The following is a 14,906-nucleotide window of genomic DNA, read 5'->3' as shown; positions in this document are numbered from 1 at the left end:
TGTTGGAATTGTTCAGAGATAGCTCACAACCAGAACGCCCCTCCCGAGGCGCCCCGGAGCATTTCAGTACAACTTTCGTTTGTCAGGCGAAGACGAAACTCGAATCCGACAGGTTAGCCACACCCACCCCGACCAGTGTCACGGCAAAGTCGCCAATCTTCAGCACGGTATCGCCTCCGGACTGCGACGCGTGTTGCTTGTAGTCGTAGCCCTGACCCGCGCCTTCGACGCCCATGAACACCAGTTTGTCGCTGCCCTGGTAGCCATTGATCGCGTCGAAGCCGAAGGCGCCGCTGAACAGGAAGGTGTTGTTGCCGCCCACCGCGCTCATCACGTCGTTGCCGGCGCCGCCGACGAAGGTCACGTGGGCCTTGTCGCTTTGCAGGTGATCGTTGCCGCCCAGGCCGAACAACCAGTCGCCGTCAGCGGTGGCTTTGAGGGTGTCGCCCATGGCGCCACCGCTGAGCGAATGGTTGTACTGGGTCAGTTCGGCACCGTTGGCCAGGCCTTTGGCGGTGACGGTCCAGGTGATTTCCTTGCTGCCCCACCACGAACCCGACTCCTTGCTCATCAGCGCGCCGATGTCACGGGTCATGCTGATGCCGCCGTAGGCGTCACGCACGTACAGCGTGCCGTCGCCGTCGTTGGCGAAGCTGAAGTTCTGCAGCGGTTTTTGCAGCTCGAAGGTGTTGTGGCCCTGGCCACCGAGCAGGATGTTGAAGCCGCCATCGTCACGGAAACGGTCATCGCCGCCCAGGCCTTCCAGGAAGTCGTTGCCAGCCCCGCCCTTGAGCCAGTCACCGCTGTCGGTGCCGATGATGAACGTGCTGCCGGTGTGCGGCTCGCCGCTGCGCCCCAGATCCTCGACCCAGGTCTTGCCCCGCGACGCTTCCTCAAGGTTGGAGACAATGATCGTCGAGTCCTTGTGCGTCAGGCCGTAGAACTTCGACGCGATCACCCGATTCAGGCCGTCGGCGTACCCCAGCGAGCTGTGGGCCGACCAGTTCAGCGGATTGGCGATGCTGAACGGCACAAGGTTCTGCGCGGTGGATGCGTAGTTGTCATTGAAGTTGACGATATTGTCGGTGGTCGAGTCGTGCGGCTTGTCGTGCTTGCCCATCGACGCGGTACTGAAGGTGGTGCCGTCGAGCACGCGGAACACCGGGTCGTTCTCGTAACCGATGTTCAGCACGTTGGTGCCGGTGCTGCTCTGGGTCGGCGAGGCGAACGAAATGTAGTTGGCGTCCTTGAAGAACCCGCCCCAGTTGCTCGCGCTCAGCTCCGCCACGCTGTTGACCCCAAGGCCGCCGAGGCTGTGGCCGCTGATCAATACGTCCTTGGCCGCGATGCCGTGGGCGACGGCGAAAGCGGCCACCGATTTGAGCAGGTTGTCGAAAGCGTTTTTCGCGTACTGGGTGGCGTAATCCGTCGGGCCGATGGCGGCCAGCAGGTTGTTTTTCATGTCGCCAAAAGTGTCGCTGTAACCCAGCCCGCCGGTGCCCCGGAAAGCCACGCCGATGCCGATCAGCTTACCGGCCGCGTCGTACTTGCCGAGCACTTCGGCTTCGGCGCTGGTGAAGCCGTCCTTCTCGCCGAAGAACGTGCCCTGCGCCCCGACCTTGCCCTGATAGCTCAGCGCCGTGGCGCCGATCGGCTTCCAGCCGGTGCCGGGCAAGGCCTGCCCGGTCGGCGTGTAGGCATACAGCGTCAGGGCGATGGCATCGCTGTACAGCGCTTTGCCGTCCGCATTTTTGTAATCGAACAATCCCATGTTGTGCTCTCTCTTCCTTTCAAAAACGGCAGTTCTCTAAAGAACTGCCGCTACACCTTAGAACTGCCAGTCCAGCGTCAGGCCCACACCGTGATCCTTTTCGTTGGAGCCGATCAGCCCGTTGTAGTCCAGGTTGACCCGGACATCGCGATTGAGCGCCAGCCCGGCGCGCACGCCGACCACCGCTGCATCTCGATCCATCGACACACTTTGCACGGTGAACGCACTGTTGCCATTGACGAATGCCAAGTGACTGTCGGAATCCACGCTGCTCAAGTTGTGCTGCCAGCCCAGGCTTGCGCCCAGTTCCAGCTGGTGTTTCTCCGAGAGGGCAAACGTACGTTTGGCCCGCACACCGAGGGTCGACAACACCACATCGCGGTTGTCTTCACCGCCTTTCAGTGCGGCGGCATCACCTTTCTCGGTGAAGCTGTCGCTGTTGAGGTGCACGTAGGCCAGATTGGCGAACGGCTCCAGGTTCATCGGTTGCAGGCCCAAGTCGTAGGCCGCTTCGGTGAACAGTTGCGCGGTGGTCGCATCGCGCTTGGTTTTCTGCTTGCCGCTGACGCCACCGAATTGCAGGTCGCGTTTGACGTCGATGCGATGCCAGCTGTAGGCCGCACCGGCGGTCAGACGCAGCGCATCGATCTGATGCCCCAGGTACGCGCCCAGGTGATAGCTATCGACCGAGGCAGACGAATGTGTACCCTCGCCCATGCTCAACGAGCTGTCGCTATAACCAGTAACGAAACCCAGACGAGTATCTTCAGCGATCAAGCCGTCGACACCGGCCAGCAGGCCGCCAATGGAACTGGTGGAATCGGCGTATTTCGACCCGCCATCGCTCTTGCCCCAGGCACCCAGCACTTTGAGCCAGGCGTTGCTGCGGTCATCGGTCGGCGCGCCGGCATCGAACAGATCACGCTCGCGCAGACGTTCGCCCACGGCATCGCGCAGATAGCGGCTGTCGTTGATCAGCAGCGTGCCGATGGCCGGGTGAATCTCGCCGGACAGTTGCTGGAAGGCATCCTGTGCAGCGGCAGCCGATGGCGAGAGCAACAGGGTTTCGAACAACGCATTACCGGCGCCGAGGCGTTCGGCGGCAGCACCGACTGCGCGCTGGTTCGGGGTCAGGCCGACACTGGCGAACGAGGCGCCATTACGTCCGACGTCCAGTTGTACACCGCTCGCGGAGTAAGCCAGGGTGCCGCCGAGGAACGCGTAGTCGGGCAACACTTGTCCGAACTGCCCTTCAATGCCGCCCGCTGCCTGCAAGATGTTGAACTGGCTGCCGAGCAGGCTTTTCACTTCGCCGGTAGTCAACAGTGTCGGGCTGTTTTCCAGCGACATGGTTACGGTTGCGCCTTCGATCACCGCTTTGCCACCGGCGACGATCCGGTCGCTGCTGGTCGGCGACACTTCCACCGCATAGGTCGAACCTGGCGCGAAGGTCACGTCACCGGCCACGTTCAAGGTGCCGATGGAATTGCCCGGCGCCACGGTGCCGCCGCTGTTGGCAGTCAGCGCGGCGATCCGGCCGTTACCACCGAGGATGCCGCCGTCATTGACCGTCACCGCCGATTGCAGCGAACCATTGATTGCCAGTCGTCCCTGATTGACCAGGGTCGGGCCGCTGTAGGTGTTGTTGCCGGTCAGCACCAGGGTGCCGATGCCTTGCTTGGTCAGACCGCCATGGCCGGAGATGTTGTTGCGCCAGGTGTCGAGCCCGCAGGTGATGTCGTTGCACACGCGCTCGGTGGGTTTGCCTGCATCGATGATCGCGCCGATGCCCGGCAGATCAGCCACGAACTGGCCGGAACCGTAGGCACCCTGGATGCGGAATTCTTCGGGAATGTCCTGCTCGGTGACGAACATCGCCGGGCCGTCGATGCCCTTGCGCAGGTTGATCATGCCCCAGCCGTACAAGGCGTCGATGCCCGGTGCGCCGAGGTCGGTGGCCGTGGTGCGCAGCACGCTGGCGACCTGATCGCCGGTCATGTACGGGAAGCGTTCCATCAGCACCGCCATGGAGCCGGCCACGTGGGGCGCGGCCATCGAAGTGCCGTTGTAGTTCTTGTAGCCGGTGGTCAGGTTGTCGGCGTTGGTGCCTTCGATGATCGAGCTGAAGATTTTCGTGCCTGGTGCCGAGACGCAGAAACTCGCGGTGTAGCCGCATCGCGAAGAGAACGTACTCATGATGTACGGATTGGCGCTGGCCAGATCCGGGTTCTTTTGCAGGGCGGCGACGGTGATCCAGTTCGGCGCGATGTCCGGCACGAAGTAACCGAGGCCGGCGATGGCGTCCGGGTTGTTCAGGTTGTAGTCGTTGCCCGCTGCGAAAATCGTCACGATCCCGCTGCGCGCGGCGGCGATTGCACCGTCGTAGGCGCCGCCGGGTTTGGTGCCCAGCAGTGTGCGGATTTCGTTGAATTGCAGTTGCGCGTCGTTGACGGTGAAGTGCGGATACGCCGGGTCACGGCCGCCGAGGTCGAAACGGTCAGTGATGCCGATGCCCCAGCTGTTGTTGATGATCCGCGCGCCGCTGGCGATCAGCGCATCCCAGCCGGCCTTGTACACCGCGCCGTCGTTGCCGCGCACGATGCCGTCTTCCGGGCCCGGGTCGCCGTTGTCGGCGCTGATGATCTGTGCGCCGAACGCCACGCCGTGCATCGGCCCGCCGTCTCGGCTGCCGGCGGCGATACCGCCAACGTGGGTGCCGTGGGCGCCAAGCTTGCCGTCGGAGCCGACCGAGGGAGAGCCGTCATAGCGGAACGCGTCCCCGGCTTTGACCGGGATGTACGGGTCGGTGTATTCGCGGATCCCCGAGGTCACCAGGGTGATGACCTTGTTGCTGCCGGAAAACTCCGGGTGCGCGGCGTAGACCGGCTGGTCGAAGATTCCCAGTTTCACGCCTTTGCCGGTGTAACCGGCGGCGTAGGCGTGATCCGCTCCGATGGCGCCCAGGCCCCAGTCGGCCTGGAATTCGGCGCTGCGCCAACTGCCCGGATCCCCTGCCCGACCGCTTTCGACGTAGGGCGCCGCGTGTGCGCTGCCCCAGGTGGCCAGTGCGCAGAGCAAGGCGAAGTTGAGAGTTTTCAGGCGAAAGCATCCACCCGATTGCGCGGGGGTGTTGTTGTTTTTCATCCAGCGACCTTCCTTAGTGATGTTGCGAAAAATCCGTCTGCTTCAATCTCTTGATGAGTCAGAACTGCCAGTTCAGGCTCAGGCCCACGCCATGCTGCTTCTCGCGGCTGGCCAGTTGTCCGGTGTAATCAAGGTTGATCCGCACGTCGCGGGTCAGCGCCAGGCTGGCCTGTACGCCGACCAGTGCAGCGTCGCGCACCAGTGGCGAGCTTCCGACCGTGTACGGCGTACTGCCGCTGGCAAATCGAAAATGCTGTTCGGATTCGATGTCGGTCAGGCTGTGCTGCCAGCCCAGATGGCCGCTCACTTGCAGCTTCTGTGCGGACGCCAGGTCAAACGTCTTGATCGCCCGCACGCCGAGGGTGCTCAACACCGCGTCGCGCTGGTCGTCGCCGCTTTTCAGCGCGGCGGCGTCGCCCTTCTCGGTGAAGCCGTCGGTGTCGAGGTGTACGTAGGCCAGGTTGGCGAACGGTTCCAGGGCCAGCGGTTGCAGGTTCAGCCGATAAGCCGCTTCGCCGAACACTTGAGGAGTGGCTGCATCGACCTTGGCTTTCTGCTTGGCGCTGACGTTGCCGTACTGCAAATCACGTTTCACATCGGCGCGATGCCAGCTGTAGGCTGCGCCGGTGCTCAGGCGCCAGGCACCGATGTCATGACCGGCGTAGGCGCCGAGGTGATAGCTGTCGACCTTGGCCGAAGAATGCGTGCCCGAGCCCATACTCAGCGAACTGTCGCTGTAACCGGTGACCAGACCGATGCGGGTCTGCTCGTCGACCGCGCCGTCGACACCTGCCAGCAGGCCGCCAATCGACGTGCTGTATCCCGCAGTGTCGTGGCGCGAATCGGTGCTGCCCCACGAACCTAGCGCCTTGATCCAGCCATTGCTTTGCGTGGCTTGGGCGTCGTGCAGGCGTTCGCCGATGGCGTCGCGCAGTTGGCGGCTGTCGTTGATCAGCACCGAGCCGAGGGCCGGATAGATTTCGCCACTCAACTGTTGAAAGGCTTGCTGCGCATCGCTGGCAGTAGCCGACAACAGCAGGCTTTCGTACACGGAGTTGCCCGCGCCGAGACCTTCAACGGCGGACGCCACGGAGCGTTGATTCGGGGTCTGGCCGACGCTGGCGAACGATGTCCCGTTGCGCTCGACATTCAGGCCGATGCCGTTGTCGCTGTAGGCCAGGCTGCCACCGATAAACAGGTAATCCGGCAATACCGCACCGAACCGACCCTGAATGCCGCCCGCCGCTTGCAGAATGTCGTACTGCCGGCCGAGCAGACTTCTGGCCTCGATGGTGCTGAGCAAGGTCGGGCTGTTTTCCAACGACAGGCTCACGGTGGCGCCGTTGATGGACGCAGTGCCGCCGGCGACGATGCGGTCGCTGCTGGTGGGAGACAATTCCACGGCGTAGGTCGAACCCGGCGCAAAGGTCACGTCGCCGGCGACGTTCAACGTGCCGATGGAATTGCCCGGTGCCACGCGACCGCCGCTGTTGGCGGTCAACGCGCCGATTCGCCCGGAACCACCGAGGGTGCCGCCGTCATTGACGGTCACGGCCGACGTCAGCGAACCGTTCACCGTGAGCAGACCGCCATTGATCGTGGTCGGTCCGCGATAGGTGTTTTCACCGGTCAGAGTCAGTCGTCCGTCACCGGACTTGATGAGACTGCCTTGATAAACCCGAGTGGAAGCCGCTGCATCACGGGCCATGCCCACGGCGTAATCGGTCTGATCCTGTTGGCTGGCATCGGCCGGCACGCCGTTCTGCCAGCCTTTGTTCTGCAGGGTTTGCTGCCAGGCGTTGTGCTCGGCGAGGTCTTCGCCCTGGCGCTGGATCAGCGCCTTGTCGCTGATGTCATTGCTCCAGACGTCGCTCTGCCCGGCCGCCAGATTGGCGTCGAACGCCCCGAGCAACTGCCCCGGCCCGCGCATCGCCCGGTACAGGTTGGCCACGCCCCAGCCGACTTGCTCGGTCGGCGCATCGGTCACCGAGCCGTCGAGTTGGGTGGCGGTAGTCAGCAGCACTTCGAGCGCCTGCTGATTGTTCATGTACGGATAGCGCTCCATCACCAGCGCCAGTGCCCCGGTGGCGTGCGGCGCGGCCATCGAGGTCCCGGACTTGATCGCATAACCGCCGTCGGGAATGGTGCTGTCGATCTTCGCCCCCGGCGTGGTGATGCACCAGTATTTGGCGATGCCGCACTGGTTGTACTTCTGCTGATTGCTTTGATCGAGCCCGGAGACCGCCAGCCAGTGGCCTTCCAGGCCCGGCTGAAAGTACGGCAGCGCCGAGCGCACGCTGGCATTCGGGTAGCCGCTGTTGCCGGCGCTGAACACGTTGATCACGCCACGACGGGAAACGTCCGCCGCTGCGTCGAGCCAGGTGCCTTTGTTCCAGTGCTGGGCGTACGCGGCGTGCAGATCCGCGAGGGTTCGGTAGCTGACATCCGGCGGCTGGCTGCCCCAGCTGTTGTTGATCGCTCGCACACCGGCATCGGCCAGGGCGTCGTACGCAGCTTTGAAATAGCGCGGATCAGGATTGGGGCCGAACAGGAAACTGTCGTTCTTGTTGGTGTTGCCGACGTAGATTTGCGCGTTGTACGCCACGCCATGCATGCCGGTGCCATCGCGGGACGCACCCATGGTGCCGACCACGTGGGTGCCGTGGGAATCGTTGTTCGGGTTGAGGGTGCCGTTGACGTTGAACAGCGAGCCGTCGAGGTAGCTGCCGTTGGCCAGAACCGGGTGATAACGGTCGCTGGCAAATTCAGGATGGGCGGCGTCGAAACCGGAGTCCAGCGCGCCGATCTTCACGCCCTTGCCGGTAATGCCGGCGGCGTAGGCCTGATCGGCCTGCATCCGGCCCAGGCCCCAGTCACGCAGGAATTCGGCGCTGCGCCAACTGGCCGGATCGCCGGGTTTTCCGGCTTCGAGGTATTGGGCCTGGGCCTGGGTTGCAGAAATCACAAGCAGCAGGGTGCCGACCGAAACCGGCTTGATGCGTACGTCCATGTTCACCACTCTTTTTGTTGTTTTGGGTCGAAGCTTTTTGCGTGTTATTGCGTCCGTGGGCCCTGTCCGAAGGCCTCATCCACCCGCGCCAGATCCTGTTCGCTCAAGGTCCCCGCGTAGTAATGCAATTTGGTCCAGGCCATGAGGTAGTCGTAGCGTGCCTGGGCCAGGTCGCGGCGGGTGGTAAACAGTTGTTGTTCGGCGTTCAACGCGTCGAGGTTGGTTCGCTCGCCACCGAGAATGCTTTGCTTGGTCGACACCACCAGCGCTTCGGCCGAAGTCAGTGCCTTTTGATAGGCGCGCAATTTGCTGACCCCGGACAGGCAGGCACTGAACTGCCGGCGCAACTCGATCAGCGTCTCGCGGGTCTTGCCGTCCAGTTCATACTCGGCCTGTTCCATCGTGCGGCTGGCCTGACGGGTCGAGGCTGATACCCCGCCGCCGGCATACAACGGCACGCTGACTTCGAAACCGATGGTGTTGGTTTCGTAACGCTGGTTGTAGGTGTTGCCGCTTTCCGATTCGTTCTGGCGCATCGTGGCGTAGGCGCTGACTTTCGGCAGGTGCCCGGCGCGGTTGCGCTCGACTTCGTAACGCGCCACTTCCACCGCCTGACGCTGGGACGCGAGGTTCGGGTTGTTGCTCACGGCCAGTTCGTGCCAGGTGTCGTAGTTGGCCGGCATCAAGGCGAATGTCTGGAAGTTCTGATCCAGCGGTGCCAGATCACTGATGTTCATCGCCGGCACGCCTACCAATGCGCCCAGCTCCCGTAGAGCTGCGTCCTGCTCGTCGCGGGCCTCGATTTCTTCGGCGGTTGCCAGCTCATAACGCGACTCGGCTTCGAGGATGTCGGTACGAGTGCCCTCGCCCTGCTTGAACATGTGCTCATTCTGCTGGAATTGCTGCTCGTACGCCTTCTTCTTGGCCTGCGCAATGTCGATCTGATCCTGGGCAAACAAGGCCTTGGTGTAGTTATCCAGTACGCGAACCAGCAGTTCCTGGCTCTTGCCGCGAAAGTTCTCGTCGGCAAACAGCGACTGGGCCACGCCTTTGCGATACGCCGCGTAGGCCTCGTAGTCGAGCAACGGTTGTTGCAGGGTCAGGCTCGAGCCATAACTGCTGTAGTTGCGGTCATCGGTGCGGTTGCGCGCACGTTCGTCGAGGGACGTGGCTTTCGACGAGTTGCGACCCTTGTTGTAGTTGTAACCCAGTTTCGGCAACAGGCCGGCGCGGCCGATGGCGCGGTTTTCAAGGCCTGCGTCGCGTTCCTTGATCGCCCCGAGGAACACCGGGTCATTGCGCAACGCCTGTTCGTAGATCTCGAACGGCCCCATGGCCGCCACTGCACTGTTGCCCGCGAGCAGCGCGAACGCTGCCGCCAGCATGGAAAGCTTATTCATACAGCCGAACATCCTTATTCTTCGGTCAACGCGGAACCGGCGCGGTCGAGCAGCGGCTTGAACAGGTAGTTGAGGAGTGAACGTTCGCCAGTGCGCACGAACATTTCCGCCGGCATGCCGGGCTTGATCACCAGACCGTTGAGTTTCTCCATGGCCTGATCGCTGACGCTGCTGCGCAACACGTAGTACGGCACACCGGTTTTCTCGTCGACCATCTGGTCGGCGGAAATCAGGCTGACTTCGCCGGGAACCCGTGGCGTCTTGCTCTGGTTGAACGCGGTGAACAGGATGTCGACCGGCAAATGCGTGCCGACCTTGTCGATCAGGTTGATCGGCAGGTGCCCTTCAACTTCCAGGCGCGTGCCTTGCGGGACGATTTCCAGCAGGGTTTCGCCCTGACGCACCACGGCGCCTTCGGTGTGCACGCCGAGGTTGACCGCCACGCCGTCGGCGGTGGCGAGGATTTCGCTGTGTTGCAGGTCGAAACCGGCGGAGGTCAGTTGCTCCGACAGCGTGACGCTTTTCAGTTGCGCGTCGGCCAGCTGGGTGCGGACTTCCTTCTGGTATTCCTCGCCGTGCTGTTGCAGTTTCAGGCGGGACTCAAGGATACCCTGCTCCACCCGGCCACTTTCACCGGTGTTCTCGGCCAGTTGCTGCTGAACCTGCGACAGTTGACGCTGATATTCCATCAAGCGGTTACGCGGGATGTAGCCGTTGTCGGCCAGTGGTTGCAGGTTGCTCAACTGCTGTTGCAGCGAGTCGGCCTGTGCGTTGAGGTCGGTACGGGCGCGGCGCATGCCCGCCAGTTGCGAAGTGGCGCCCTCGATACTGGCGCGCAATGCTGCTTGCTCACGGGCAAACGCTTCGCGACGGCTGCTGAACAGTTGACGCTGACCTTCCAGCACCAGTGCCAGGCGCGGATCGGCGTTGTCGCTCAGTTCTGCCGGAAAGGTCACTTGCTTGAGGTTGTCACGCTCGGCCTGCCAGCGCGCCAGGCTGGCCCACGCCATGCGGTATTGCGCCTGCAACGACTGCACGTCGGCGGCGACCTGGGTCTGGTCGAGGCGGAACAGCGGCTGGCCCTGCTTCACGATCTCGCCTTCGCGCACCAGAATTCGGCTGACCACGCCGCTGCTCATCGACTGCACGGCTTTGCGCTTGCCCGACACCACCACGGTGCCTTGCACCGGAATCCCCTGATCCAGCGGCGCCAAAGCGGCCCAGGTGAAGAAGCTGCCGGCGCCGACCAGCGCCAGAATCCAGCCCATGCGGGCGAAGAATTTCGCATCGCGCTCCGGGCGTTCGGTGATGTACGCGTGTTCCATGGTGGCTTCGTTTTGCGTGTTCATGTTCGCGCTGCTCATACACCGGAATTCCTTGTCGTCGGCTGATACTGGCGGCTCATGCTGAGCCCGGCCGGTGCTTGCGCAGGTTTTTCATTTTGTTGTGGCTGATTGCCGGGCTGGTTTGCGGAGAGTGCCTTGAGCACATCGTGGCTCGGGCCGAAGGCTTGCAGACGACCGTCGTTAAGCACCAACAGCTTGTCGGCCTGGGCCAGTACCGAAGAACGGTGGGTCACCAACACCACGGTGGTGCCTTGGGCCTTGAGCTGCACGATCGCGCTGGACAACGCGGCTTCCCCGACGGTGTCGAGGTTGGAGTTCGGCTCGTCCAGCACCACCAGGCTCGGATTGCCGTACAGCGCACGGGCCAGTGCCACGCGCTGTTTCTGGCCGCCGGACAAACCGCTGCCGTCCTCGCCCAACTGTGTGTCGTAGCCTTGCGGCATGCGCAGGATCAACTCGTGCACGCCGGCCTGTTGCGCAGCGGCCACGACCTTTTGCGGATCGGCTTCGCTGAAGCGGGCAATGTTTTCGGCGATGCTGCCGCTGAACAATTCGATGTCCTGCGGCAGATAGCCGATGTACGGGCCGAGCTGATCGCGGTTCCAGCGGTGAATGTCGGCGCCGTCGAGGCGAACTGTGCCGCCGAGGGCCGGCCATACGCCGACCAGCACACGCGCCAGGGTCGATTTGCCGGAGCCGGACGCTCCCAGCACGCCCAGCACTTCACCGGCTGCCAGGTTGAAGTTGACCATGTGCAGGGTCGCGGCACGCTGACCCGGAGGGCCGGCGCTGACTTGTTCAAAGGTGATCTGGCCTTTCGGCGCCGGCAGCGCCATGGCGTCATCGCTCGGCGGGAAAGCTTGCAGCAACGCATCGAGGCGGCGGTACGCCAGCTTCGCCCCGCTCCACTGCTTCCATACGGCGATCAACTGGTCGATCGGGCTCAATACCCGGCCCATCAGGATGGAGCCGGCGATCATCATGCCGGCGGTCATGTCACCCTTGATCACCAGCAGTGCGCCGAGGCCCAGCACCAGCGATTGCAGGCACAGACGCAGGGTCTTGCTTAGTGAACTGATCACCGCGCCGGTGTCGCTGGCCTGGTTCTGCAAGCCGAGGAAGCGCGAATGCACCTGGAACCAACGCTTGCGCAAGGCGCCGAGCATGCCCATGGCTTGAATGGTTTCGGCGTTGTGCAGGTGGCTGGTGGCCAACTGGCTGGATTTCTGCGAGTAACCGGCAGCTTCGCCCAGTGGCTTTTTGGTCATGTATTCGTTCAGGCACGCCAGCGCGATCAGCAGCAGCGCACCCGCCGTGGCCAGCACGCCGAGCCAGACGTTGAACAGGTAAATCACGAACAGATAAACCGGGAACCACGGCGCATCGAAGAACGCGAACAGCGCAGGCCCGGTGACGAACTGGCGAATGTGAGTCAGGTCGCCCAGGGACTGCCCGGCGTTGCCCTCGCCCTTGAACAGGTTGCGCTCGAACGCTGCCTGATAAACCCGCAGATTGAAACGGCGCTCCAGTTGGCTGCCGATGCGGATCACGATAAAGCTGCGCACCACTTCCAGCAGCCCGATGAAAGCAAAGAAACCCACGACCATCAGCGACAGCATCGCCAGGGTGGTTTCGTTCTGCGAAGACAGCACCCGGTCATAGACCTGCAGCATATATATGGAGGGCACCAGCATCAGCACGTTAATCAGTGCGGTAAAGCATCCGACGCTGATCAGAATGCTTTTATAGTCACCCAATGCCTTGAATAAGGGAGCGGTGGCTGGGGCCTTCGCCATCTTCATTGATTATTCCTGAAATGATATTTCCCGCCCTGCATGGCGAGACTTCAAATTAATTGCCCGCCTTGAGCACGGGATATACACCGTCAGTCCTCGCTTACACTTCAATAACAACTTCGGCGATTAAACCCGGCCTCCGTATTATTGCACTGTCGCTTATAACTGTTACGGGGTGCTTTATATTTAAACTGTCAGTCGGTTCCGGTCATCAAGGCTGTTGTGCAGCACGCTTGAGTGTAATCACCAGACCCGACTTCAAAGTACTCAGATAGAGCCCATCACGTTGTCGGCTGAAAAACTGGATTCTTGAGCCCTCCTTCCCGGTGATCGACAGACCGTCCGGATCGGGAAACCAGCCGATCGCAGCGTCCTGCAACCACGCGCTCAGACAAGCGGCGCCCTTGCCCAGCGTCTGATTGGCCTCGAGCTCGATCTGGCAGGTGTTCGACGGCTTGTCCTGAATCGCTTGCGCTTCGGGGCTGTCACTGCGGGCACTCAAGGTCGCTTGCCACTGCCCGGCAAATACCGATGGATCTTCAAGTCTCAGGCTGCTTGCCATGGTTGTTTCTCCAGAAATCATCATCAGCATCGGCAACAGATATGCCGCCGCTCTGCGGGTAAAAGCGAGTTGGGTCATAGGAAATTTCACTCCGGCACGTAGCCTTGCTTACCGGCCATGGCGATGCAAGTAAAGAAAGCGGCGCATTACGCGCCGCTTTCCCTTGTCACATCACGCCACGATGTCGCTGGTGGCTGCCTGGCCAACGGTGCTGACCTGGAAATCAGCCACGCCGTGACCGGAGAAGTCCACCGACAACAGGCTGTTGCCGCCCGAGGACGTCAGAACCGCATCACCCGCCGCGCCGGTGAAAGCGCTAACGAAGTGCAGGCCGGCGCCTTTGGTGATACCGGTCAGGTCGATTTTGTCCAGGCCGCTGACGAAATCGAGGATCTGATCGATCGCACCCGGCTTGGAGTCGGAGCTGGCCGCGAACAGAAAAGTGTCCGAACCCGCGCCGCCCCAGAGCTTGTCGGCACCGCCGGCTCCGTAGAGGATGTCGTTGCCGGCACCGCCCTTGAGCTCGTTGGCCACACTGTTGCCGATCAGCAGATCGTTGCCCGAACCGCCGATCGCGTTCTCGATGGTGACGCCCTTGGCGATGGACACGTTGCCCACCAGGCCGCCAACGTCGGAGAACGAGGCTTCATTGAGGTTGATCTTCTGGTTCTGGGTGAAACCCGAGAAGTCGAAGGTGTCCTTGCCGCCCGCATCCCACACCGAGAACACCAGCTTGTCGGCCGACGACGAGGCGCTGAGGAAATCGCGACCGGCGTTGGAGTTGAAGCCGTAGGTGGTGTCACCGGTACGGGTGGTCATGTTGGCGCCGTAGAGTTTCTGGATCGCGGCAATGTCATCCATCAGCGGGCCGGAGGAATAGGCTTCCACGCCGCCCTTGCTGAAGTTCTGGCTGGTATTGCTTTCGCTCCAGTAGCTCATGACGCTGTAGCCGCGGGTGTCTTGCCCGTAGGTGGCGTCGTTGTAGGTCGGGTTGCCGTTGCCGGCGTTGTAGTCGCCCGGGTGCGCCAGGCCAAGGGTGTGGCCGATTTCGTGGGTCAGGGTCTGACGACCGTAGTTGTTCAGATCCGGGGTCTTGTTCTGCGTGTAACCGCTGTTGATCAAGTACCACGAAGTGCCGTCATAACCCGGGCCGGTGCCCGGCAGGTAGGCGAACGCTGCTGCGCCGTCCACACCACCGCTGTAGTTGGCGAAGGTCATGTGGCCGTCACCGCCCGAGGCTTTCTCGGTGAAGGTGACATTGGCCACGTCAGCCCAGGATTGCATGGCGAGCACGGCCTGGGCTTTTTGTTGAGCGCTGAACTGACTGAACCCGGTGATCCCGTGCTTGTTCATCGTGCTGGACGATACCGAAGTCAGGAACGTGTAGGTGAGTTCGATCTTGCCGCTGCCATCCTTGTCCTGGTAGGCAGCGCCGTCGCGCAGCAACTGGGTTGCGGCCTGGTCGACGGAAAAGGAGGGTTTGCCATTGACCGTGAGGTTGCCGCCACGATCGTACTGATGGCTGAAGCTATTGATCTGGTTATACGCCGTGCTGGTCGCTGCCAGAGGTTGTGGCGCCGCGCCCAGCTGGAAAGCCTGTTCGGCGGTATCAATAGCGTTAGCTTTTACTTTCGACATAAACACACTTCCTTGTTTAGCAATGGAACAGTTTTTGTCCGATAGCGACAACCTCTGGCGAGATTGTCCTATCACTCGCCCAATGAAGGCGTAAGAAACCTGACACAATTTGAAATCTAACGTCTAGCGTTTTTTTGAGATCAAATTGAACTGTTCCGGGAAACTCCCGTAAACAAAGCGCGTGCCGCCGAAAGAACTTTGTAAGTGTGGTGAATTTGCCTAATTGTCTGACGATTTAA

General features: G+C 62.0%; 8 protein-coding genes. All 8 read right to left on the bottom strand.

Annotation, left to right across the window (positions count from 1 at the left end; all coding sequences use genetic code 11):
- Positions 1-82: 82 nt before the first annotated feature.
- The gene (locus tag QR290_RS15315) at positions 83-1,771 is read right to left on the bottom strand and encodes a polyurethane esterase (protein ID WP_289202960.1); all 1,689 of its coding nucleotides are present in this window, start codon (positions 1,769-1,771) and stop codon (positions 83-85) included.
- 57 nt (positions 1,772-1,828) lie between these two features.
- Positions 1,829-4,915: an autotransporter serine protease gene (locus QR290_RS15310; protein WP_289202959.1), complete on the bottom strand. Its 3,087-nt coding sequence runs from the start codon at positions 4,913-4,915 to the stop codon at positions 1,829-1,831.
- A 58-nt stretch (positions 4,916-4,973) separates the two neighbouring features.
- Complete coding sequence (gene eprS, locus QR290_RS15305) at positions 4,974-7,925, bottom strand: autotransporter serine peptidase EprS (RefSeq protein ID WP_289202958.1); 2,952 nt, start codon at positions 7,923-7,925, stop codon at positions 4,974-4,976.
- Between the two features lie 44 nt (positions 7,926-7,969).
- Positions 7,970-9,337, bottom strand: a complete 1,368-nt coding sequence (locus QR290_RS15300; RefSeq protein WP_115077923.1) for a TolC family outer membrane protein — start codon at positions 9,335-9,337, stop codon at positions 7,970-7,972.
- Between the two features lie 2 nt (positions 9,338-9,339).
- Complete coding sequence (locus QR290_RS15295) at positions 9,340-10,689, bottom strand: HlyD family type I secretion periplasmic adaptor subunit (protein WP_115077922.1); 1,350 nt, start codon at positions 10,687-10,689, stop codon at positions 9,340-9,342.
- Positions 10,686-12,473 carry a type I secretion system permease/ATPase gene (locus QR290_RS15290; RefSeq protein WP_289202957.1) on the bottom strand — a complete coding sequence of 596 codons (1,788 nt, stop codon included), beginning with the start codon at positions 12,471-12,473 and terminating at the stop codon, positions 10,686-10,688. The genes QR290_RS15295 and QR290_RS15290 overlap by 4 nt, the downstream gene beginning before the upstream one ends.
- A 205-nt stretch (positions 12,474-12,678) precedes the next feature.
- Entirely contained in the window at positions 12,679-13,107 is a 429-nt protein-coding gene (locus tag QR290_RS15285) for an AprI/Inh family metalloprotease inhibitor (RefSeq protein WP_289202956.1), read from the bottom strand.
- Positions 13,108-13,200: 93 nt separating this feature from the next.
- Entirely contained in the window at positions 13,201-14,667 is a 1,467-nt protein-coding gene (locus QR290_RS15280; protein WP_289202955.1) for a serralysin family metalloprotease, read from the bottom strand.
- Between the last annotated feature and the right edge of the window lie 239 nt (positions 14,668-14,906).

Origin of the sequence: Pseudomonas fluorescens (genome assembly GCF_030344995.1) — a bacterium.
Classification (GTDB): domain Bacteria; phylum Pseudomonadota; class Gammaproteobacteria; order Pseudomonadales; family Pseudomonadaceae; genus Aquipseudomonas; species Aquipseudomonas fluorescens_BF.
This window is presented reverse-complemented; position numbering and strand designations above follow the sequence as displayed.